We start from the raw sequence: 22635 nt of genomic DNA, 5'->3' as shown, positions 1-22635 counted from the left end.
GCGGATGCGTCAGTCGGCCCGCGCCGGCTCCAGCGCAGCGGCCTCCGGTCCCGGGTTGCGGATGCCCACCCAGGAGACGGCGGCGCCGATCGCGAACAGCGCGGCACACGCGAGGGCCACCGCGTGGAACCCGGCGGTGTCCAGTTGGGTGGTGATCAGGCCCACCATCGCCACCGCGACCAGTCCCGCGATGCGAGCCACGGCGTTGTTCACCGCCGAGCCGACGCCGGCGTGCTCGGGGGGCACGGCTCCCAGGATCGCGGAGGTCAGCGGTGAGACGGTCAGGGCAAGGCCCAGCCCGAACGTGACGATGCCGGGGAACAGGTCGCTCCAGTACGGCGCCTGGTCCGTGGCACGCAGCAGCAGGAGATAGCCGACGGCGCTGACGAGGGGGCCCACGGTCATGAACAGTCGGGGCCCGTAGCGCCCGGCCAGTCGGCCCACCCGGGGTGCCAGCAGGAGCAGCAGGAGGGTCGGGGGGAGGGAGGCCAGGCCCGCCTGCGTGGCGCTGTACCCGGCGGTCTCCTGCACGAACACCGTCAGGGCGAAGGAGCCGAGCGAGAGTGCCCCGTAGATCGCCAACGTGGCGAGGTTGCCCCAGGCGACGTTGCGGATCCGCAGCAGCGAGGGCGGCACCATGGGGTGGCGCGCGCGGGTCTCCCACCAGGCGAAGGCGACCAGGCAACCCACCCCGGCCGCGGCGCTGACGATCACGAGCGGGTGGGACGCGCCCAGCCGTGGCACCTCGATGAGCGCGAGCACGGTGCCCCCGAGGCCGACGGCGGCCAGGGCAGCGCCGGCAGCATCCAGGCGCGGCGCACGGGGACGTTCCTCGACGCCGAGCCCGCGCAGCAGCCAGAGCGTCACCGCGAGCGGCAGCACGTTGATCCAGAACACCGCGCGCCAGTCCTGCAGGTCCACCAGGACGCCGCCGAGGACCGGGCCCGCGATCATGGCACCGGAGGTCCACGCCGTCCAGGTGCCGATCGCGGCGGACTGCGCGACGCCGCGGAACTCCTGCACGATCAGGGCCAGGGCGGAGGGCACCAGGAGGGCGCCGGCGGCGCCCTGGGCGAGCCGTGCGGCGATGAGGAACCCCGCAGTGGGGGCGATCGCGCACGCGATGGAGGCCAGGCCGAAGGCGATGAGTCCGATCCGCATGATGCGCACGCGGCCGTAGGCGTCGGCCAGCGACCCGGAGAGCAGGATCAGCGAGCCCAGGGTCAGCAGGTAGCCGTCCACCACCCACTGCTGGGTGGTGAGCCCGCCGCCGAGATCGTCCCGGATGGCCGGGAGGGCCACGTTGACCACGGCGCCGTCCAGGAACGGCACGAAGGCGGCCAGGATCGCCACGACGATCACGCGAGTCCCCCGTGTCACGTGCGGAACCCTACGCCCATTGCCAGGCTGTCGGTCCGCGTGGGCATGATGATCCCGTCGATCGGGGGAGTGGTTGACGCAAGGGTCTTGACGGGGGCTCAGCAGCGGCCGGGTTCGGCCGGGACGCGAGCCCGGACACGCGCGTGGCGAGGGCCGGCGCAGATGGGAGCACGTGATGACCGGAGAAGAGACGCTGCCGATCCCGGCGGAGCCCCGCACGGGGACGGAGATGCTGGAACTGGGGGCGATTCCGATCGCCTCGGTGCGGCACGACGGGCAGACGACCGACGGGCTGCGGGAGCTGTACGACGCGACCCTGGGCGCGGTGGGGCAGGCGATCGCGCAGGGACTGATCACGCCGTCCGCGGCCCCGTTCGGACTGTTCCACGGTGATCCCATGGCCACCTTCGACCTGGAGATCGGGATCCCGGTCGCCGAGCGGCTGGAGGAGCCGATCGAGGTGGCGGGGGTGCGGATCTCCCCGAGCGTGATCGACCCGGGGCCGTTCGCGGCGCGTAGCCACGTCGGGTCCTATGACTCCCTGGGGCGATCGTGGATGGCCCTGGTGCAGGATGCCACCACGAGCGGCGCCGCACCGGGTGGTCGATGGCTCGAGGTGTACGTGGACGATCCGCGGGAGGCGCCAGAGGAGTCGCTGCGCACCGAGCTGTTCATGAGCATCGCCCGGCCGTGACGGGTGGTGGGGCGCGAGTCCAGCGAGCCGCCGGTCAGATCACGTACTCGATCAGCTCGCTCGGGTCCTGCAGGGCACGTCCCGGCGTGCGCGGGTAGCGGATCTGGGCGGGCACGCCGACGGCGACGGCGCCGGCGGGCACGTCCTTAACGACCACGGCGTTCGCCCCGATCTGGGCGTCGTCGCCGAGGCTGACCGGGCCCAGGACCTTCGCGCCGGCGCCCACGGTCACGCGGTCCCCGAGGGTGGGGTGCCGCTTGCCGCGGCTGGTGGAGCGCCCGCCGAGCGTGGCGCCGTGGTACAGCATGACGTCGTCACCCACCTCGGCGGTCTCACCGATGACCACGCCCATCCCGTGGTCGATGAACAACCTCCGCCCGATCGTGGCGCCCGGGTGGATCTCCACGCCCGTGACGGCGCGTGCGAACTGGGCGAGCGCGAACGCCGCGGGCCGTGCCACCGGCGATGCCGTCCACAGCCGGTGCGCCACGCGGTAGGCCCACACCGCGTGCAGGCCGGGGTAGACCAGGGCGATCTGAAGCGCGCTGCGCGCCGCCGGGTCCTGGCGGCGCGCAGCGTCGATGTCCTCGCGCAGGGTGCGCATGAGGGAGTGGAGCAATCTCAGTCCATCAGGTCGGAGTAGAGGATGGTGGAGAGGTAGCGCTCGCCGAAGGAGGGCACGATGACCACGATGGTCTTGCCCGCCATCTCCGGGCGCTTGGCGACCTGGAGGGCGGCGTCAATCGCGGCGCCGGAAGAGATGCCCACGAGCAGGCCCTCCTCGGCGGCCGCCCGGCGCGCCATGGCCACGGCGGTCTCGGCGTTCACGTCGATGACCTCGTCGTAGACCTCGGTGTCGAGGATCTCCGGCACGAAGTTGGCGCCGATGCCCTGGATCTTGTGCGGGCCGGGAGCGCCGCCGTTGAGGATCGGGGACTCCTCGGGCTCCACCGCCACGATGCGCACCTCGGGCTTGCGCTCCTTGAGCACCTGGCCCACACCCGTGATGGTGCCGCCGGTACCGATGCCCGCCACGACGACGTCGACCCCGCCGTCGGTGTCGTTCCAGATCTCCTCGGCGGTGGTGGCGCGGTGGATCGCCGGGTTCGCCTCGTTGGCGAACTGCCGTGCCAGCACGGCACCGGGGCGCTCGGCGGCGATCTCCTCCGCCTTGGAGACCGCGCCCTTCATGCCCTCGCCGGCGGGGGTGAGCACGAGCTCGGCGCCGTAGGCGCGCAGCAGCGCACGGCGCTCCTTGGACATGGACTCCGGCATGGTGAGGACCACGTTGTAGCCACGGGCCGCGCCGACCATCGCCAGGGCGATGCCGGTGTTACCGGAGGTGCCCTCCACGATCGTGCCGCCGGGCTGCAGCTCGCCGGAGGCCTCGGCGGCGTCGATGATCGAGACGCCGATGCGGTCCTTGACGGAGTTGGCGGGGTTGTAGAACTCGAGCTTGGCCAGGACGGTGGCGCCGGCGCCCTCGGTCAGGCGGTTGAGCTTGACCAGCGGGGTGTTGCCGATGAGCTGGGTGACGTCCTCATAGATGCGTGCCATGGTCGGTGATCTCCTCACGTGGTGGGTGCCGCGGTGGCGATGTGGTGCAGCAACGGGCGGGGCGCGGCTATTCCCTGCGCCGGTGCTCGGGGCGAGCGGGAGGCGTCGCTGGACGGCGCCCGCTCTATCGACAGTGGGGGAGGGGGAGGTCGTGGCGGGTGCCGGTGGGCTCCTCAGCGCACGTCCGTGCAGCCCGGGGGTCCTCGACGCCCCCCGGATCGGTGTGGCGGCTGTGCTGTGCGCGGCGCGTCACGTCTCCTCCGGTGCAGTGGTTGCAGCCTCAACCTTAGCCATGCGCGCGGCCCCTGGCGGCTGACTCGCCAGATGTCCACCATGTGGACTCCGCGCCGATGCGGATGCTGTGAGGGGCCTCACCCTTGTCCCCACCCCGGCCATCCCGGTTAAGGTAAGGCTGTGCTTACGTCCGCAGAGGTTGAGGCAAGCCGGGCTCCCGCGTACCCCGCCTACCGGCCTTTCGAGGTGCAGGTGGCGCGGGTGCTGCCGTTGAGCCCGCACTTCGTGCGTGTCACGGTCACCGGCGAGGACCTTGTGCACTTCGCGACGACGAAGCTCGACCAGCGCATCAAGGTGGTCTTCCCGGGAGCGGCCGGGCTGCCGGATATCGGCGCGCGCGAGGAGGCCACGATCCGCTCGGGGCAGTGGTACGCCCGTTGGCGAGCCATGCCGCAGGAGGAGCGCGGAGCCCTGCGCACCTACACGGTCCGCGACATCCGGCCCAGCGAACGCGAGCTCGACATCGACTTCGTGCGGCACGCTCCCGGGCCGGGCGGCGCGGAGGGGCCCGCCGGTGCCTGGCTGCGGCGCGCCGCCGTGGGGGACCCCTTGATCGTGGCGGGGCCGGATGCACGGTGCCCCGACGTGGTGGGCATCGACTGGCGACCGGGCAGCGCCCAGCACCTGCTGCTGCTCGGCGACGAGACCGCGGCGCCCGCGATCTGCTCGATCATCGAGACGCTCGAGCACGGTACGGCCCAGGCGCTGATCGAGGTCCCCAGCAGCGAGGACATCCTCTCGGTCTACCCGCGGGGCCGTTCCCGCATCTCCTGGCTGGCCCGTGACGGCGGCTGCGAGACCGCGGAGGGGCGCCGCGCCGTCGCTCCCCACGGCCTGCTGCTGCGCAACGCCGCGAAGTCCTGGCTGAACCGCCACACCACGATCGTCTCCAGCGTGATCGGCGCACCCCAAACGCTCGAGGACATCGACGTGGACTCCGAACTGCTCTGGGACTCCCCAGCCGAGGTGACCGAGGGGGACTTCTACGCCTGGGTCGCCGGCGAGGCCGCCACCGTGCGTGACCTGCGCCGGATGATGGTGGGCGCGGGTGTGAACCGCCGCAACGTCGCCTTCATGGGGTACTGGCGCGAGGGCAAGTCCGAGGCCAACTGACGCCGGCGGGCCTCTCGCCGTGTCGGGGTGACATGAACCGCCGTCGCGACCGGCTCGTGCCTCGCCGGGCGCTCCGGCTCCCAGCATCCTGTCTCCGACGCAGCGAAGGCCCGCTCGGCTGAGGCCGGCGGGCCTTTACCTGAGTCGGGGTGACAGGATTTGAACCTGCGACCCTCCGCTCCCAAAGCGGATGCGCTACCAAGCTGCGCTACACCCCGATGCGCCGATGGCGCCCGAGCAGTCTACGCCGTCGGGGCGCGGTCGGGCGGACGCGCCCGGTCAGGAGGCGGCGCCGTCGTCGGCTACACTGTTCCACGCGCTAGCGCAGCGCGGATGTAGCTCAATGGTAGAGCCTCTGCCTTCCAAGCAGATGGTGCGGGTTCGATTCCCGTCATCCGCTCCACGGGGACGAGAAGCCCCCAGCACGGCCCGGATTCCGACCTGGATCCGGGCCGTTGTCGGCTGTCGTCCGGGAGGGCACGTGGAGATCTACCTGACGCCGCGTTATGAGGTGGAGGCCTGGGGCAGCGCGGGCGTGGTGATGGACGTGATGCCCGCACTCGACCAGGGCCTGACCGTGCGCACCCGCACCCGGATCCACATCGCGCACATCGCCGCAGGGGGGACCCTCGGGGAGCATCCCGCCACGCGTCGGCAGATCTTCGCCGTCGTGCAGGGGCTTGCCCACATCGACACCGACGGCGAGGGCAAGCGGGAGCTGCCAGCCGGGTCGTTGGTGATCTGGGAACCGGGGGAGCGTCACCAGACGTGGGCGATCGAGGACGTGATCGCCGTGGTGATCGAGACCGACGCGAGCGTGGACCTGCCCGACCACTTCGAGCGTGTGGTGTGACGGCGCAGGCATGAGCCGATGTGAGCGCGACGTGAGCGCGGCGTGGTCCGTTCCGATCCTGCTGGGCGTTACGATGGCTGCAGCGTACGTGGCGCTTCGTCGCGCCCGCGATCGGTCAGCGGCATTCGTGCCCGGCTGACCAGTCCACGAACCACCGACAGAAAGTCCCGCTGTGAAGAGTGCCGTCGAGACCCTTGAGCCGACTCGCGTCAAGCTGACCGTGGAGGTGTCCTACGAGGAGCTGACGCCGAGCATCGAGCACGCCTACAAGCACATCGCTCAGGACGTGTCCGTGCCCGGTTTCCGCAAGGGCAAGGTCCCGCCCCGCATCATCGACCAGCGCATCGGCTTCGGTGCCGTGCTGGAGCACGCCGTGAACGACGCGCTGCCCGGCTTCTACCGCGAGGCCGTGAACGAGAACGAGATCGCGGTGCTCGCGCAGCCCGAGGTCGAGGTCACCCAGGTCCCCGTGGACAAGAGCGGCGACCTGATCTTCACCGCCGAGGTGGACGTGCGCCCCGAGTTCGAGCTGCCCACGCTGAGCGACCTCACCGTGACCGTGTCCTCCCTCGAGGTCTCCGACGAGGAGATCGACGAGCGCGTGGAGGTGCTGCGCCAGCGCTTCGGCACCCTGCAGGGCGTGGACCGCGCCGCCGCCGACGGTGACTTCCTCACCATCGACATGACCGCCACGATCGACGGCGAGGAGATCGACTCGGTCTCCGGCGTCTCCTACCAGATCGGTTCCGGCACCATGCTGCCCGGCCTGGACGAGGCCGTGACCGGCCTGTCCGCCGGTGAGAGTGCCACGTTCTCCTCCGAGCTCGCCGGCGGCGAGCACGCGGGCGAGAGCGCCGAGGTCTCCGTCACCGTCTCCGCGGTGAAGGAGCAGGAACTGCCCGAGCTGGACGACGACTTCGCCCAACTCGCCAGCGAGTTCGACACGCTGGAGGAGCTCCTGGCCGACCTACGCACGCAGGCCGCGAGCGGCAAGGTCAACGAGCAGGCCGTCGAGGCCCGCGACCAGCTCCTCGAGGCCCTCGAGTCCGCCGTCGAGTTCGAGGTGCCCAAGGGCGTCGTCGAGGCGGAGATCCACCGCCACCTCGAGAGCGAGAACCGCCTCGAGGACGACGAGCACCGCGAGGAGGTGCGCGGCGAGGCCACGACTGCGCTGCGCCGCCAGCTGCTGCTGGACGTGCTCGCCGAGCAGCTCTCCGTGCAGGTCTCCCAGCAGGAGCTCATCGACTTCCTGGTGCGCACCGCGCAGCAGTACAAGGTCGACCCGAACGAGTTCGTGCAGAACGCCGACAAGACCGGCCAGATCCCGGTGTTCGTGGGTGAGATCGCGCGGAACAAGTCCCTCGCGCTCGCGCTGCGTCAGGTGACCGTGGTCGACGGCGCCGGTGAGACCGTGGACCTCACGCCGTTCATCGGCTCCGACGAGCTCGACGCCGAGCGTGCCGCGCAGGCCGCCGGCGCCGCCGCCGTCCAGGCCGAGGAGCTCGCTGGCGAGACGGAGACCGTGGAGGTCGACGTCGAGACCGTCGAGACCGAGGCGGTTGCTGAGGAGGCGCCCGCCGAGGAAGCGCCTGCCGAAAAGCCGGCCGCCAAGAAGGCTCCGGCCAAGAAGCCGGCCGCGAAGAAGGCTCCGGCCAAGAAGGCGGCCGCTGCTGACGCCGCTGAGGAGCCGGCCGCTGAGGGCGCCGAGAAGCCGTCTGCGAAGAAGGCTCCGGCCAAGAAGGCGGCCGCCGAGGCTGCCGACACCGCCGCCGCCGAGTAGTCGGCCGGGCCCGCCGAGGGCCACCTGCGAGTCCGCAAGGGCCGCCGCACCGTTCAGGTGCGGCGGCCCTCGCCGCATCACCACACCGCCGCGCGTCCCAGCCCCGCCGGGTGCCTCAGCCGAGAGAGTCTCTTTCGCGCGAGAGAGTCCTGTTGGGAGACTCTCTCGCCCAAAGGAGACTCTCTCGTCGGCGGCCCGCCGGATCCAGGCGCCGATTCAGTACCGCGCCCGCCCGGGCGGCCGGAGGGCGACGCCGTCCCGATAGAGCCGCAGGAGCCGGGTGGCGAGCCCCGGAAGGTCCGAGAAGTCATCCCACCGCACCCGCAGTACCGTCCAGCCCTGCGCGGTGATCGCTTCGTGGCGCGCCATGTCTGCCTGAATCCGCCGGGTGACCTCCTGCGCGGTGAGGTTCCGGTACTTCACCGCACCGTCGAACTCGATGCCCGCTCTCCTGTCCTCCCAGCCGAGGTCCAGTTCCTTCACGCCGAGCGACGTGCGGATGCGGACCTGCGGCCGGGGAGCGGGCAGCCCCTTATCCACCGCGATCCCGCGCACGGCCGACTCCCCGGGTGACTCAGGCACACCGTCGATGGTCGCGAGCACCCGCCTGGCCTGCACCACGCCCCGGCCCCCTGCGCACGCCTCGAGGATCGTGGCTGCCCGTTCGCGGTCCGCACCGAGCCGAGCCAGCGAGTCCGCGGCGACGACTGCCTCGAGGAAGGGTGACGTTCGGGCGCAGTCGATCAGGGTGAGTTCGGGTGAGGTGACCAACACGTCGTCGTGCGCGCGGATCTCCGACTCCTGGACCGGCCCGAGGTGCCGCCTGAGCTGGGCGTCACGTCGCAACTGCGAGGAGATCGGGGTGCACTGGCGCACGTGCACCGGTAGCGCGGGCCACAGCAACCACCCGCCGAGCAGGAGCACGGCTGTCTGGTGGGAGAAGAGCACGCCGGACGGATGGGTCACCGCGATCGCGTGCGCGTGCGCGAGCACCTCGTCACTCGCGCGTCCCGAGGCGGGCGACGTCCGGCAGCGGGCGATGACTCCCCGCCGTACCTGCGTGTACTCGCCCGAGGCGAGCAGTTCACGAGTTCGCCGGATGCCGATCGTGCGGGTGCGCACCACCGGGGGCAGGTGACGTGGTGCCATGGCCGTGCCGCGGGTGGGGGCGGTAAGCGTTGCCCATGAGTCGAGGAGCTCCATGGCACACAGCGTGACTCCGGCGCGCTCGGTCCGCCGCTGACCTGTGCACACGGACTGCGGAGGGCTGTTGCGGGCCGGTTGGGGACAGCTCGCATCGTGATGCTGACGGGACATCCCGGTGGGAGAGTCTGATTCACACGAGAGAGTCCGTGAACGAGGCTCTCTCGCGCGCATCAGACTCTCTCGCCGGCTGTGGGGCCTGCTCGGCGCGCACATGAAAGAATCTCCCGGTGACTCTGTCCCTCGGCCGCTACACGCTCGGCACGCCCGTGGTGCTCGCCCCCATGGCGGGCGTCACGAACGCGCCGTTCCGGCAGTTGTGCCAGGAGGCCGCCCGCGCCGGGCTCCCCACCCCCGAGCAGGCGCCCGCCATCCACGCCACCGATGTACCCGAGGGCATCTTCGTCTCCGAGATGGTGACCTCCCGCGCCCTCGTGGAGCGCACCCCCGAGTCCATGCGGATCATCCAGGCAGCGCCGGGCGAGAAGGTCCGCAGCGTGCAGCTCTACGGCGTGGACCCCGCCACCGTGCGCGCCGCGGTGCGGATGCTGGTCTCCGAGGACCGCGCCGACCACATCGACCTGAACTTCGGGTGCCCGGTGCCCAAGGTCACCAAGCGTGGCGGGGGAGCGGTGCTGCCCTGGAAGCGGGACCTGTTCGCCGCCATCGTGCGGGGTGCCGTGCAGGAGGCGGGCGAGGTGCCCATCACCGTGAAGATGCGGATGGGGATCGACGAGGACCACCTCACCTACCTCGATGCCGCCCGCTCCGCGCGCGATGCCGGGGTCGCGTGGGTCGCGCTGCACGGCCGCACCGCTGCCGAGCACTACTCCGGAACCGCGCACTGGGACGCGATCGCCCGCCTGAAGGAGGCGATCACGGACATCCCGGTGCTCGGCAACGGCGACATCTGGTCCGCGGAGGATGCGCTGGCGATGGTGGAGCAGACCGGGTGCGACGGCGTGGTGGTCGGCCGCGGCTGCCAGGGCCGGCCGTGGCTGTTCACCGATCTGGTGGCGGGATTCGCGGGCAGTGAGGTGCGGGTGCGCCCCAGGCTGCGGGAGGTCGCCGGTGTGCTGCGCCGCCACGCGGAACTCATGGTGGACCACATGGGGGAGGAGGACCGCGCCCTGCGCGAGCTGCGCAAGCACATGGCCTGGTACCTCAAGGGCTACCCGGCGGGCGGCGACGCGCGCCGTGCCCTGGCCCTGGTGGACTCCCTGGCGGACCTGGACGCCAAGCTCGCCGACCTCGACCTGGACGCGCCCTACCCCGGGGAGGCCGCCGAGGGCAAGCGTGGCCGCGCGGGCTCCCCGAAGGTCCCACACCTGCCCGAGGGCTGGCTGGACTCCCGGGAGATCGACGGGCGCCTGGCCGCCCTGCTGGCGCAGGCCGAGCTCAGTGTCTCCGGCGGTTGACGCGCGCCGACTAGGCATCGCCGTGCCCGACGGCGTAGCCTCCCGGGGCGGCCATCTCACCGCCCGTAGCAACGACCGAACGAAGGAGTGGACGTCGTGACCGATTTGACCCCCGCCCGCGAGTGGCTGGCGCACGACCCGGACCCGAGCACCCGCGAGGAGTTGGCCGCGGTGATCGAGGCCGCCGAGCGTGGCGACGAGGCCGCGCTCGCCGATCTCGCGGACCGCTTCGCCGGGCCCCTCACCTTCGGGACCGCCGGGCTGCGCGGCCGGGTCGGCGCCGGGGAGAACCGGATGAACGTCGCCGTGGTGACCCGCGCCACCGCGGGCCTGGCCGCCTACCTGCGCGAGACCGTGGGCGAGGACGCCCGGGTGGTCGTGGGCTGCGACGCGCGCCACGGGTCGGCGGAGTTCTACGCCGCCACCCTCGAGGTGCTCTCGGGCGCGGGCCTGACCGCGCTGGCCCTGCCCCCGCGCCAACCCACCCCGGTGACCGCCTACGCGGTGCGGGCTCTCAACGCCGACGCGGGCGTGATGGTCACGGCCTCGCACAACCCGCCCGCGGACAACGGCTACAAGGTCTACCTCGGTGGCCGCGCGAGTGACGAGAACGGCAACGGCGTGCAGATCGTGCCCCCGGCGGACGCCGGCATCGCCGAGCGCATCGAGCAGGCCCCGCCCGCGGACCTGGTGCCGCGCGATCGCGACCGGATCGAGGAGGTCGACGCCGGGATCCTCACGCAGTACACGGCGCGTATGGCCTCCCACCGCACCAGCGAGCAGGAGTCGCGCACCCGCGTTGTGCTCACCCCGCTGCACGGCGTGGGCGGCGCTGTCGCGGTGGACGTCTTCGCCCAGGCCGGTGTCACCGACGTGCATCCGGTGACCAGTCAGTTCGACCCGGACCCGGATTTCCCGACGGTGAGCTTCCCCAACCCCGAGGAGCCGGGCGCGATCGATCTGGCGATCGAGCTCGCAGGACAGGTCGAGGCGGACGTGGTGGTGGCGCTGGACCCCGATGCCGACCGCTGCTCTATGGCCATCCCGCAGCCGGACGGCTCGTGGCGTCAGCTCACGGGGGATGAGATCGGCGCACTGCTGGGTGAGCAGGCGGCCGCGGATGCCGGCCGTGACGGCGAGGTGTTGGCCTCCTCCATCGTCTCCAGCCGGCTCCTGGCCCGGATCGCGCAGGCTCACGGGCTGCGCTCGGCCGCGACCCTGACCGGCTTCAAGTGGATCGCCCGCACGCCGGACATCCGCTTCGGGTACGAGGAGGCGATCGGGTACTGCACGGATCCTTCGGCGGTGCGGGACAAGGACGGCATCGGTGCGGCGGTGCGCGTGGTGACGCTCGTGGAGGACCTGGCGGCGCGGGGTTTGACGGTGCAGGACGAACTGGACCGCATGGCCAGGGCCTATGGCCTGTACGCGACGGCGCCGCTCAGCATCCGGGTGCAGGACCTCTCCCTGATTCCCGCTGCGATGGCCCGGCTGCGCGCCCAGCCGCCGACGACGCTGGCGGGCGCCCCCGTGGTGCAGGTCGTGGACTTGGCACAGGGCAGTGAGGACCTGCCACCCACCGACGGGCTGCTGCTGCTCACGCAGGCGGATGACCGCGTGATCGTGCGGCCCTCGGGCACCGAGCCGAAGTTGAAGTGCTACCTCGAGGTGGTGCTGGAGGCGGGCGAGGTGATTCCTCGCGCCGAGGCCAGCCAGCGGCTGGCGCTCATCTCGGGGGAGATGCGCGAGGCCCTGGGTCTGTAGCAGGCGACGGCGAGGGTCCCTACCCCGGGACCTTCGCCGTCGACCCGCGCACGATCAGTTCGGGGGCGAAGCGCAGGTCGGTGCTGGACTCCCGGCCGTCCATCGCGCCGATGAGCAGGTCCACGACGGCCTGGCTCATCGTCTCCACGGGCTGGCGCAGGGTGGTGAGGTTCGGCTCGGTGAACCGCATGAACAGGGAGTCGTCGAAGCCGATCACGGAGATGTCCTCGGGGACGCGCAGCCCGGCTTGGTTGATGGCGCGGATCGCGCCGAGCGCCATGAGGTCGCTCCCGCACACGATGGCGGTGGCGCCCTCGCGTAGGAGCGTGCGGGCTGAGGCCTCGCCACCCTCCACGGTGAACAGGGAGGTCTGCACCCGCACGTCGCAGGTGTCCCCGATGTACTTGCGCACCGCGGCGGTGAAGCCCTCGCGCTTGCGCACCGCCGGGATCAGACGATCGGGGCCGACGGCGAGCGCGATGCGGCGATGCCCCATGGCCACCAGGTGCCGCACGGCGAGGTCCATCCCGAGTTCCTCGTCCACGCTGACCTGCGGCGCGGGGAGTTCCTCCCGAGGTCCGTTGATCAGCACGTAGGGCACGGCCCGCTGGGTCAGCCGGTTGTAACGCGTCAAGGGTGCCTGTGCGTCGGCGTGCAAGCCGTTGACGAACACGATGCCGGCCACGTTGGAGGCGAGGAGGGTCTCCACGTACTCGTCCTCGGAGACCCCGCTGGTGGTCTGGGTGCACAGCAGGGGGGTGAAGGAGTGGTGCGCCAGCGAGGTCTCGATGGCCTGCGCGAACGCGGGGAACACCGGATTGCTGAGCTCGGGCACGATGAGTCCGACGAGGCCGGCCGACTCGTTCGGGCCGCGGTGGGGTCGCTCGTACCCGAGCATGTCCAGGGCGTGGTACACGGCCTGGCGAGTGGACTCGGCAACCCCCGGCTTGCGATTGAGCACCCGTGAGACGGTCGCCGTGCTCACGCCCGAGTGAGCGGCGAGATCCGCCAATCGGGTGCGTGGCACCTCTTCATTGCTCATCCGGGGTTCTCCTTCGTCATTCGATGCGCCCGTGCACCTTTCGAGGTGACCGCAAACCTACCGCAAAGTTCCACGCGCTTGCAGCCCAGGCGTGACCGGACTGTGATGTGCGCCACGGATTCATCCTGCAATACATCACGATCCGGACACGGCGGACCGTTCGGCGCGCGGCTTGCAGAAAGTTGCAGTAGCGTGAGGGGCATCGCAGAGACGCGTCAGCCCGAGCTCTCGGGCGGGTCACTGAGGACTCGATCGGAGGAAGATCACCCCATGCGCAAGACCATCATCACGGCCGCCGTCGCATCGGCTGCCCTGCTGCTCACTGCCTGCGGCAGCGACAGCTCGTCCGAGGCGACAACGGACGCCACGGATTCCAGCAGCGAGGAGACGAGCGCTGCCGAGGAGGAGACCACCGAGTCCGCCGGAGGCGGCGGCTCCATCACGGTCTGGGTCGACGAGACCCGTCAGGCCGCCGTGGCCGACGCCGCGACCACCTTCACGGACGAGACCGGCACCGAGGTGGAACTCGTCCTGAAGAACTTCGAGGACATCCGCACCGACTTCCTGGCCCAGGTCCCCACGGGCGAGGGCCCGGACATCACGGTGGGCGCCCACGACTGGCTGGGTGAGCTCACCGCCAACGGCGTGGTCGCCCCGGTCGAGCTCGGCGCCACGGCCTCTGACTTCGAGACCACCGCGGTGGAGGCCTTCACCTACGACGGCCAGGTCTACGCGCTGCCGTACGCGATCGAGAACCTCGGCCTCATCCGCAACACCGACCTCGCGCCCGACGCCCCCGCCACCTGGGACGAGATGATCGCCGCCGGCGAGGCCGCCGGGACCGAGTACCCCTTCGTCATCCAGATGAACGGCGAGGACGGCGACCCGTACACCTTCTACCCGCTGCAGGCCTCCTTCGGCTCCGGCATCTTCGCGAAGAACGACGACGGGTCCTACTCCACCGACCTGATCATCGGTGACGAGGCTGGCCAGAACTTCGCGCAGTTCCTCTACGACAACGGACAGTCGGGCACCGGCGTGTTCGACCAGAACATCACCTACGATGTCGCGGTCGACGCCTTCGCCACCGGCAAGTCCCCGTTCATCGTCGGTGGCCCGTGGATGCTGGACTCCTTCGGTGACCTGAACGTCGCCGTGGACCCGGTCCCGAGCGCCGGCGGCGAGAGCGCGGTGCCGTTCGCCGGCGTCCAGGGCTTCTACCTCAGCGCGCAGAGCCAGAACGCACTGCTGGCCAACGACTTCCTCGTGAACTACCTCTCCAGCGAGGATGCCCAGCTCGCCCTGTACGAGGCCGGTGACCGCCCGCCGGCGCTGATCGCCGCCGCCGACGTCGCAGCCGAGGACCCGATCACCGCCGGCTTCATCGCCGCCGGTGAGGGCGCCGACCCGATGCCCTCCATCCCGGAGATGGGATCGGTGTGGACGCCGTGGGGCAAGACCGAGGCCGCGATCATCAACGGCGCCGACCCGGTCAGTTCCTGGGAGACCATGGCCACGGAGATCCAGTCCGCCATCGGCGGCTGATCACCTCGACCACGAACGGCGCCGGGACGCATCACTGATGCGGCCCGGCGCCTTCGGGCCCCCCGGAGGTCCCCCGTGAGTTCCCCCAGCACCCTCGAGAAACCGCGCACGTCGCGCCCCCGCCCGCAGTCCCACGCCACGAACTTCGGCAAGGGCTTCCTCGTGAAGCTCGCGCTGATGGCCGCCGTCAACGCCTTCGGCATCTTCATCATCCTCGCTGCGTTGCAGCAGGACTCGATGGGGATCCTGTGGGTGATGGTCGGCCTCCTGGTGGCCGCGAACTGGGTCTTCTTCGCGCGCCGCACCCTCGCGCTGAAGTACGTCTTCCCCGGTCTGGTGTTCCTGCTGATCTTCCAGTTGTTCACCATGGGGTACACGCTGTATGTGTCCTTCACCAACTACGGTCAGGGGCACAACTCCACCAAGGACCAGGCGATCACCGCGCTGCTGCAGCAGAACGAGGTACGCCTGCCCGATTCCCCCGCCTACCCTCTGGCCGTGGTGCAGCAGGGCGGCGAACTCGGGTTCGCCGTCCTGGAGGACGACACGGTGGAGGTCGGCACGGCCGAGGACCCGCTGTCGGTGGTGGACGATGCGGTCGTCACCGACGGCGCGATCACCGAGGTGCCCGGATGGGACATCCTGGACCGGCAGGCGATCATCGCCGATCAGCAGGCCGTGGTCGATCTGCGCGTGAGCATCGACGAGGACCCGGAGTCCGGTTCCATCCGCACCACCGACGGCCGCACCGGCTACGTGTACACCTCGACCCTGGAATGGGACCCCGAGGCCGACACGATGACCAACACCGAGACCGGTGTGGTCTACACCCCCAACGACGAGGGGCAGTTCGAGGCCGAGGACGGCTCGAAACTCAACGTGGGCTGGCGGGTGACCGTCGGCCTGGAGAACTACACCGAGGCGTTCACGAACCCCACGCTGGCGGGGTACTTCTACCAGATCACCGCGTGGACCTTCGTGCAGGCATTCCTCTCGGTGGCGCTGACATTCCTGCTGGGGCTGCTCGTCGCTATCGCGATGAACAAGCCGGGGATGCGCGGTCAGAAGGTCTACCGCAGTCTGCTGATCCTGCCCTATGCCATCCCGGGCTTCATCTCGGCGCTGATCTTCGCCGGTCTGTTCAACACCAGGTTCGGGGCGATCAACCAGATCCTGCTCGGGGGCGCGGAGATCCCGTGGCTCACCGACCCGTTCCTGGCGAAGTTCACGATCCTGTTCGTGAACCTCTGGCTCGGGTACCCCTACATGTTCCTCATCACCACGGGCGCGCTGCAGGCACTTCCCGGGGACGTGATGGAGGCGGCGAAGATCGACGGCGCCGGGCCGCTGCGCACCTGGCGGTCCATCACGTTGCCGCTGCTGCTGGTCTCCACCGCGCCGCTGCTGATCAGCTCGTTCGCCTTCAACTTCAACAACTTCACGCTGATCTACATGCTCACGGGCGGTGGTCCGAGCTTCTCGCCGACCACCAGCCTGGGTCACACCGACATCCTGATCTCGATGGTCTACAAGATCTCCGGGATCTCCGGCGGTGAACCGACCAACTACGGCCTGGCGAGCGCCCTGTCGATCATGATCTTCGTGATCGTCGGTGTGATCTCCGCCATTGCCTTCCGGCAGACCCGCAAGCTCGAGGAGGTCAACTGATGGCCACGACGACGCAGGCACCGACCACGATCGGCCAGCCGAAGATGTCCTTCGGGAAGTGGATGCGGGAGCTCGGCTGGCGGCACATCGTCGCCATCGCCATGCTCGTCTTCGCGCTCGCGCCGATCCTGTACGTGATCTCCGCGGCGTTGAACCCGGTCGGGACGCTGACCGGGTCGAACGAGTTGTTCCGCACGGTCTCCTTCGACAACTTCGCGGCGCTCAACCAGACGCGGTTCTGGACCTGGGTGGGCAACACGCTGGTGATCGCCACCACCACCGCCATCGGCACCGTGCTGATGGGGGCCGCGGCGGCGTTCGCGTTCTCCCGGTTCCGGTTCAAGGGCCGCCGCGCCAGCCTGACGGCGCTGCTCATCATCCAGATGTTCCCGCAGATGCTCGCGTTCGTGGCGGTGTTCCTGCTGCTGAACACCCTCGGCAATGTGTGGCCGCCACTGGGTATCGACTCCAAGCTCGCCGTGATCTGCGTGTACCTCGGCGGTGCGCTGGGCGTGAACACGTTCCTCATGTACGGGTTCTTCAACACGATCCCGACCGAACTCGATGAGGCAGCGAAGATCGACGGAGCCACCCACACCCAGATCTACTGGACGATCATCCTGCGCCTGGTGACCCCGATCCTGGCCGTGGTGGCGCTGCTGAGCTTCGTGTCCACATTCGCGGAGTTCATCATCGCTCGCATCGTGCTCGTCTCGGAGTCGAACTGGACGGTCGCGGTCGGGCTGTACTCCTGGGTCTCCAGCCGCCTGGATGCCAACTGGGGACAGTTCGCCGCGGGCGCCGTGATCACCTCGATCCCGGTGCTGGTGCTGTTCCTGTTCCTGCAGAAGTACATCGTCGGCGGGCTGACCGCCGGCTCCGTCAAGGGCTGAGTCCTCAGCAGGCACCTACGCACCATCGAGGCGCCCGGTCCCCGTGGGGCCGGGCGCCTCGCTGTCGGTCGGTCAGCGCGTCAGCGCCATCACGCAGTCCTGCGCCAGGTCGGTGAGCAGCGCCCCGCCGGCGGCCGCCGTGCCGTGCCAGGCTGCGCCGTCGTGCGTGGACAGCGCGAACAGCGTGAACCCGGGTCCGCCGCCGCCGTGCCCCACCAGGCGCGCCGGATCACCCGAGGTCATCAGGCCGAGCCCGTACCCCGCGGGGTGCAACGGGTGCCCGGGGGCGTGGACCGGGCGAGGGTGCCGCATGCGTTGCGCGAGGTCCTCGCCGAGCTCGCCGCGCACGAGACGCGCGATGCCGCGGGCGGCATCGGCGGGGGTGGTGGCGAACGTGCCGGTGTAGACCCAGGCGGGGTCGTAGGCGCGCAGGTCGTGCTCGATCGCGGGATGGGCGCAGGCATCCCAGTCCGCCCGGGCATCGAACGGGTGGGCCGGCACGCCCAACGGGTCCAGCACGCGCTCGCGCAGCACCTCGAAGAACTCCGAGCCGTCCACCGCCTCGAGCGCGAGTCGGATCAGCAGGTATCCGATGTTGGAGTACGCGAACGCGCCGGGCGCGCCGACCTCGGCTCGCGCCAGGACGCGCTCGGTGGGCCAGGCGTCCTCGCGGGTGACCACCGCCGCCACGTAGTCGGCCCACCCGCCGTAGTCGTTCAGCCCGGAGCGGTGCGCGAGCACGTCCGCCACCCGCAGCTCGCCCAGGGCCCCGGGCACGACGGCGTGGCTCAGGTAGCGCCGCAGCCCCGCCTCGGGATCCAGGGCGAGCAGGGCCGCGGCCGCCGTGTAGGTCTTGGCGATGCTGTAGACCGGGACGACGTGGTCGCTGAACCGAACCGGTGCGCCATCCGACGCTACGGGAGGGTCGGGGTCGGGGCCGGCCCCCGGCTGATCAGTCCGGCTCAATCCGGGCCGAACGGCTCGGTGCGTGCATCGGCGCGACGCACTGCCCAGATCGTGGTGTCGCCCGGGAGCCAGGTGGCGTCGTCGTACTGCTCGAGCGGTGCGCTGGACACCAGCACGTCCAGGGTTGCCGGGACGCGCGTCGCCTCGGACCCGGTGTTGGCGATGACCGTCACGGCACCGTTCACCAGCGCGAGCACCTGGGGGTCGGCGTCGAGGTCGAGCCACGCCAGTCCGCCGCGGCCCAACGCGTACTCGCGGCGAAGCCGCAGCGCCCGGCTGTACAGGCGGTAGGTGGAGTCCGGGTCGTGCTTCTGGGTATCCAGGGCGTAGCGGCCCCAGTCCGCGGGCTGCGGCAGCCAGGAGGCGCCGGTGGGGGAGTAACCGAAGGCGGGGGCCTCCGCCTCCCACGGGATCGGCACCCGGCAACCGTCGCGGCCCACGGGCTCGCCTCCCCGTGCGATCGCCGGGTCCTGGCGCAACTCGATGGGGATCATGGTGGCCTCGGGAAGCCCGAGTTCCTCACCCTGGTACAGGTAGGCAGACCCGGGCAGGCCGAGCATCAGCAGCGAGGCGGCGCGGGCGCGGCGCAGGCCGAGGGCGGTATCCGGCTGCGGGTCGTCCGGCCCGGGTGGGGAGACGTTGCCGCCGGCGGTGGACATCCCGAACCGGGAGGCGTGGCGCACCACGTCGTGGTTGGACAGCACCCAGGTGGTGGGTGCACCCACCTCGTCGTTGGCGCGGATGGAGTCCTCGATGACCTCGCGCAGCTCCTCGGCGTGCCAGTGCGAGGCGAGGAAGGCGAAGTTGAACGCCTGCTGCATCTCGTCCTCGCGCACATACTTCGCCAGGTCGCTGAGCGGCGACACCCAGGCCTCGGCCACCAGCATCCGGTCGGCGCCGTACTCGGCGAGCACCGCATGCCAGTCGCGGTAGATGTCGTGCACACCGGGCTGGTTCCACATCGGCCCGTGGTTGCCGAGGTCCACCTCGTGCTCCACGGGGGCGTCGGGATCGTGAGTCTGCTCGGACGCATCCTGCCCCCGCGTGGCCGTGCCGGCCTGCTCGTGCTCGGAGATCATCGAGGAGTGGCCGGCCCAGTCCGGCAGGCCCTCCTTCTTCACCATGCCGTGCGCCACGTCCACGCGGAAGCCGTCGACACCGCGGTCGAGCCAGAACCGCAGCACGCTGCGGAACTCCTCGCGGACCTCCTCGTTCGCCCAGTTCAGGTCGGGCTGCTTGGAGTCGAACAGGTGCAGGTACCACTGCCCGGGGGTGCCGTCGGGGTTGGTGGTGCGGGTCCACGCGGGGCCGCCGAACACGCTGTCCCAGTTGTTCGGGGGTTCGGCGCCGTCTGCGCCGCGGCCGTCGCAGAAGTGGTAGCGGGCGCGCTCGGGGCTGCCCGGTCCGGCGGCCAGCGCCGCGGCGAACCAGGCGTGCTCGTCCGAGGTGTGGTTGGGCACCAGGTCGATCACCACGCGCAGCCCGAGCTGATGGGCCCGCTTGATCATCGCGTCGGCGTCCGCGAGCGTGCCGAAGAGGTCGTCCACCTTGCGGTAGTCCGCCACGTCGTACCCGGCGTCGGCCTGCGGGGAGGAGTAGAACGGGGATAGCCACAGGGCGTCCACCCCGAGTCGCGCGAGGTGACCCAACCGGGAGGTGATGCCCGGGAGGTCGCCGTAACCGTCGCCGTCGGAATCGGCGAACGAACGGGGGTAGACCTGGTAGATGACGGCGGTGTGCCACCACTGCGCCTCGCCCTCGTGGGGCGTGGAGACGGTCGTGGTGCGGCAGCTGGACAGGGCAGCGGGGACCATTCACCCATTCTTCACACCTGTGCACCGGCCAACAAATCCGCGGTCGGGTGAGAGGCGCAGGCGGGGGGCCGGGCGGACCCGGCGGACCCGGCGGACCGCGTGGACCGGGCGGACCGGGCGGCTCAGCCCACGGGTCGGATGAGCCTCGCGTGCCAGGCCAGGGCGGACAGGTCGGTGAGCGAGGCCACCTGGTCCACGGCCACGCGCAGGCGAGCGGCGTCGTCGGCCGCCTCGCGGTAGTCGGTGAGGAACGCCGGTTCCAGCACCGCCTCAGGGCGCTCGAGGATCACGTGCACCAGGTCGCGGACCACCCGCCGCTGGTTGCGGTAGACCGGCTCGTTCTCCCGCGGCGCCATCACGTACAGCGCGGCGATCCCCTTGAGCACGGCGATCTCGGCACGGGTGCCGGCAGGCACCTCCAGGCGCGCGTCGTAGCGCCCCAATTCGCCGTTGCCGTGCACCGCGCGGGTGGCGTCCACGGCGGCGCCGCTGAACCGCCCGATGAGTTGGGAGGTCATGTCCTTCACGCGGGCCAGGTCGGCGCGGGTGCCGTCGTAGGAGTTCACCCAGTCCCGCAGGCCGAGCAGGCGCTGCAGGGCGGCGCCCAGCTCGTCGTCGCTCTCGGCGGGGTCGTACCAGTCGCGCACCTGGTCCACCACGCGCTGCTGCCCGGCCAGGGTGGTGAGGTCCTCCAGGTCGATGCGCCAGCCGACCACGGCGTCCTCGACGTCGTGCACGCAGTAGGCCACGTCGTCGGCCAGGTCCATCACCTGGGCCTCCAGGCAGCTCGCGCCCTCGGGTGCGCCCTCCCTCAGCCACGAGAACACCGCCAGGTCGTCCTCGTAGACGCCGAACTTCCGGCTGCGTCTCCCGTCCTTGCGGCGCGGGGCGTCGATACGGCGCCACGGGTACTTCGCGGAGGCGTCGAGGCTCGCGCGGGTGAGGTTCAGGCCCACGCAGCGCCCGTCGGAGCGGAAGATCTTCGGCTCGAGCCGGGTCAGGATGCGCAGCGTCTGGGCGTTGCCCTCGAAGCCGCCGGCGTCCTCGGCGACCTCGGCCAGGGCCGCCTCGCCGTTGTGACCGAACGGCGGGTGCCCGAGGTCGTGCGCGAGGCATGCGGTGTCCACCACGTCCGGGTCGCAGCCGAGCTGCTTGGCCAGTTCGCGGCCCACCTGGGCGACCTCGAGGGAGTGGGTGAGGCGGGTGCGCACGAAGTCGTCCGTGGAGGGCGCGAGCACCTGGGTCTTCGCGCCGAGGCGACGCAGCGCGGAGGAGTGCACGATCCGCGCGCGGTCGCGTTCGAAGGGGGAGCGGCGCGGGTTCTTGGCGACCTCCGGAACCCAGCGGTCGACGTCGCTCACATCGTGGGTGAGGGGAGGTTGCCAGGACATCGCTCTCAGCCTAGTGGGGCGCCGCCCCATCTCGCCGTTGCCTGGCTTGCCGAGCGTGCCCTTGCGCGGCCCCCGTCTCGCCGAGCGTGCCCTTGTGCCGCGCTCCGGCGCCGCGATCCGGCCTAGTCCATCGTTCGGCGAGGTGTGTGCCGGTCGTTCTCCCCCGCGAACGCGGGGTAGGGGCCGAGCCCCGGTTCCGCCCAGCGCGTGCGCGCCCATTCCGCGGCGGCGCCCGCGAGGCGCGCAAGAGCCGGGGCGTGCGGTGCCAGGTCGACGGCGAGTGCGCGCCACCGCGCGGCGAGCAGCTGCCGGCGGGTCGGGGAGGGACGGCCCTCGGGCCCGATCGGGCCGTCACCCTCCAGCGCCCGGGGGAGCAGCCAGGTGGTGCTGGCGATCACCCAGACGGCGTCCGCGAGGGCGACCTGCCGCTCCCACGACCCCGTGCCCGTGACCTCGGGGAGATGCTCGGCCAGGGCCGCGGTGAAGGCCTCGGTCATCGCCGCGGTCAGGTCCGCCGGCGGCTCCATCACGCACCAGCAGGTGGCGAATGGCAGGTGGGCATACGCGGCGACGATCGCCGGGTGCGAGGCGCTGGTGCCCTCCAGGTCCAGGAACCGCCAGCCGGCATCCGTGAGGATGGCGTTGTCCGGGCAGGTGTCGCTGGGCCAGAGCACGTCGTGCGGTGAGGGCGCGAGGAGCACCTCGAGCGTCGCGACCTCCGCGGAGGCCGCCGCACGAGCGGCGTCATCCAGGCCCACGAGATCCGCCAGGCGCTCCACGCCGGTGCGCACCACGGCCGCGGCGTCGAACGTCGGGTCCACCGGGATCCGGGGGCGCAGCGTCTCCACCTCGGCGTGGGTGGACCCGACCATGGCGCCGAGGGCCCTCGCCCAACTCAGGGCGCCCTCCCGGGCCGCGGTCGGGTTCTCGCCCAGGAGCAGGTCGGCGAGCGTGGCCCCCGTGCCGATGTCGGACATCACCAGCAGCCGACGCACGTCATCGGTGGCCACCAACTCCGGCGTGCCGGGCAGGTGCGCGAGGCCGAGGCGCTCGTGGCGGTGCGCCTCGCCGTCGGTGTACTGCTTGGCGATGACGGTGCGGCCGTCGCTCAGGTGGAGCCGCGCCACCACCGAACGGTCGGATCCGCCGAGGTCTGCGGCGTCGAGCACCTCGACCCCGAGCAACCGGGCGACGGCGTGGCTCACCCGGGCGAGCACGTCCGCCCCGCCGCCGGACCCGCCGATCGAATCCGTCACCTGC

Annotated in this window: 18 protein-coding genes and 2 tRNA genes; 10 read left to right on the top strand and 10 right to left on the bottom strand. The window is 71.1% G+C overall.

Annotation, left to right across the window (positions count from 1 at the left end; all coding sequences use genetic code 11):
• Window positions 1–9: 9 nt before the first annotated feature.
• Window positions 10–1380 (bottom strand): MFS transporter, encoded by a 1371-nt coding sequence (locus tag ATL40_RS07425; RefSeq protein ID WP_098468982.1) that lies wholly within the window; start codon window positions 1378–1380, stop codon window positions 10–12.
• Window positions 1381–1555: 175 nt separating this feature from the next.
• Here ATL40_RS07425 and ATL40_RS07420 point away from each other — a divergent pair, with 175 nt between their 5' ends.
• Complete coding sequence (locus tag ATL40_RS07420; RefSeq protein ID WP_098468981.1) at window positions 1556–2074, top strand: GyrI-like domain-containing protein; 519 nt, start codon at window positions 1556–1558, stop codon at window positions 2072–2074.
• Window positions 2075–2108: 34 nt separating this feature from the next.
• Here ATL40_RS07420 and epsC read toward each other — a convergent pair whose 3' ends face one another.
• Together epsC and cysK are read right to left on the bottom strand one after the other, a co-directional pair.
• Window positions 2109–2678: a serine O-acetyltransferase EpsC gene (gene epsC / locus ATL40_RS07415; protein WP_098470356.1), complete on the bottom strand. Its 570-nt coding sequence runs from the start codon at window positions 2676–2678 to the stop codon at window positions 2109–2111.
• Window positions 2679–2695: 17 nt separating this feature from the next.
• Window positions 2696–3631: a cysteine synthase A gene (cysK, locus tag ATL40_RS07410; protein ID WP_098468980.1), complete on the bottom strand. Its 936-nt coding sequence runs from the start codon at window positions 3629–3631 to the stop codon at window positions 2696–2698.
• Between the two features lie 414 nt (window positions 3632–4045).
• Between cysK and ATL40_RS07405 the strand changes: the two genes are divergently transcribed.
• Window positions 4046–5038, top strand: a complete 993-nt coding sequence (locus ATL40_RS07405) for a siderophore-interacting protein (RefSeq protein WP_098468979.1) — start codon at window positions 4046–4048, stop codon at window positions 5036–5038.
• Between the two features lie 144 nt (window positions 5039–5182).
• Here ATL40_RS07405 and ATL40_RS07400 read toward each other — a convergent pair.
• Window positions 5183–5256: transfer RNA gene (locus tag ATL40_RS07400), tRNA-Pro, on the bottom strand.
• Between the two features lie 111 nt (window positions 5257–5367).
• Here ATL40_RS07400 and ATL40_RS07395 point away from each other — a divergent pair.
• The 3 genes from ATL40_RS07395 to tig all read left to right on the top strand — a co-directional run bounded on the left by ATL40_RS07395 (window position 5368) and on the right by tig (window position 7671).
• A tRNA-Gly gene (locus ATL40_RS07395) sits at window positions 5368–5441 on the top strand.
• Between the two features lie 78 nt (window positions 5442–5519).
• Window positions 5520–5891: a cupin domain-containing protein gene (locus ATL40_RS07390; RefSeq protein WP_098468978.1), complete on the top strand. Its 372-nt coding sequence runs from the start codon at window positions 5520–5522 to the stop codon at window positions 5889–5891.
• A 172-nt stretch (window positions 5892–6063) separates the two neighbouring features.
• Window positions 6064–7671 (top strand): trigger factor, encoded by a 1608-nt coding sequence (tig, locus tag ATL40_RS07385; RefSeq protein ID WP_098468977.1) that lies wholly within the window; start codon window positions 6064–6066, stop codon window positions 7669–7671.
• A gap of 216 nt (window positions 7672–7887) precedes the next feature.
• On the opposite strand, the gene ATL40_RS07380 is transcribed toward tig, so the two are convergent.
• Window positions 7888–8874: a hypothetical protein gene (locus ATL40_RS07380; protein WP_098468976.1), complete on the bottom strand. Its 987-nt coding sequence runs from the start codon at window positions 8872–8874 to the stop codon at window positions 7888–7890.
• Window positions 8875–9158: 284 nt separating this feature from the next.
• On the opposite strand from ATL40_RS07380, the gene dusB reads away from it, so the two are divergent.
• Both dusB and ATL40_RS07370 read left to right on the top strand, forming a co-directional pair.
• Window positions 9159–10292, top strand: coding sequence for a tRNA dihydrouridine synthase DusB (gene dusB / locus ATL40_RS07375; protein WP_098470355.1), 1134 nt, complete (start codon window positions 9159–9161; stop codon window positions 10290–10292).
• Window positions 10293–10388: 96 nt separating this feature from the next.
• A complete protein-coding gene (locus ATL40_RS07370; RefSeq protein ID WP_098470354.1) occupies window positions 10389–12056 on the top strand; it encodes a phospho-sugar mutase in 1668 nt (555 codons plus the stop codon).
• A gap of 19 nt (window positions 12057–12075) precedes the next feature.
• On the opposite strand, the gene ATL40_RS07365 is transcribed toward ATL40_RS07370, so the two are convergent.
• Entirely contained in the window at window positions 12076–13098 is a 1023-nt protein-coding gene (locus ATL40_RS07365; protein WP_098468975.1) for a LacI family DNA-binding transcriptional regulator, read from the bottom strand.
• A gap of 270 nt (window positions 13099–13368) precedes the next feature.
• Here ATL40_RS07365 and ATL40_RS07360 point away from each other — a divergent pair, with 270 nt between their 5' ends.
• The 3 genes from ATL40_RS07360 (at window position 13369) to ATL40_RS07350 (ending at window position 17204) form a co-directional block, all read left to right on the top strand.
• Window positions 13369–14643, top strand: a complete 1275-nt coding sequence (locus tag ATL40_RS07360) for a sugar ABC transporter substrate-binding protein (protein ID WP_098468974.1) — start codon at window positions 13369–13371, stop codon at window positions 14641–14643.
• A gap of 75 nt (window positions 14644–14718) precedes the next feature.
• The gene (locus tag ATL40_RS07355; protein ID WP_245866866.1) at window positions 14719–16311 is read left to right on the top strand and encodes an ABC transporter permease subunit; all 1593 of its coding nucleotides are present in this window, start codon (window positions 14719–14721) and stop codon (window positions 16309–16311) included.
• Window positions 16311–17204: a sugar ABC transporter permease gene (locus ATL40_RS07350; protein ID WP_098468973.1), complete on the top strand. Its 894-nt coding sequence runs from the start codon at window positions 16311–16313 to the stop codon at window positions 17202–17204. The genes ATL40_RS07355 and ATL40_RS07350 overlap by 1 nt, the downstream gene beginning before the upstream one ends.
• Before the next feature lie 72 nt (window positions 17205–17276).
• Here the strand turns inward: ATL40_RS07350 and ATL40_RS07345 are convergent, their stop codons facing one another.
• The 4 genes from ATL40_RS07345 to ATL40_RS07325 all read right to left on the bottom strand — a co-directional run bounded on the left by ATL40_RS07345 (window position 17277) and on the right by ATL40_RS07325 (window position 22631).
• Window positions 17277–18170 (bottom strand): serine hydrolase domain-containing protein, encoded by an 894-nt coding sequence (locus ATL40_RS07345; protein WP_169925907.1) that lies wholly within the window; start codon window positions 18168–18170, stop codon window positions 17277–17279.
• Window positions 18167–19984 (bottom strand): glycoside hydrolase family 13 protein, encoded by a 1818-nt coding sequence (locus ATL40_RS07340; RefSeq protein ID WP_098468971.1) that lies wholly within the window; start codon window positions 19982–19984, stop codon window positions 18167–18169. Before ATL40_RS07340 ends, ATL40_RS07345 begins: the two co-directional genes overlap by 4 nt.
• 122 nt (window positions 19985–20106) lie before the next feature.
• A complete protein-coding gene (locus ATL40_RS07330; RefSeq protein WP_211283081.1) occupies window positions 20107–21375 on the bottom strand; it encodes a deoxyguanosinetriphosphate triphosphohydrolase in 1269 nt (422 codons plus the stop codon).
• 122 nt (window positions 21376–21497) lie between these two features.
• Window positions 21498–22631 (bottom strand): hypothetical protein, encoded by a 1134-nt coding sequence (locus ATL40_RS07325; protein ID WP_098468969.1) that lies wholly within the window; start codon window positions 22629–22631, stop codon window positions 21498–21500.
• Between the last annotated feature and the right edge of the window lie 4 nt (window positions 22632–22635).

It is taken from the genome of Serinibacter salmoneus, assembly GCF_002563925.1.
Taxonomy (GTDB): Bacteria; Actinomycetota; Actinomycetes; order Actinomycetales; family Beutenbergiaceae; genus Serinibacter; species Serinibacter salmoneus.
The sequence above is the reverse complement of the archived record's forward strand: the minus strand, read 5'-3'. Positions and strand labels throughout refer to the sequence as shown.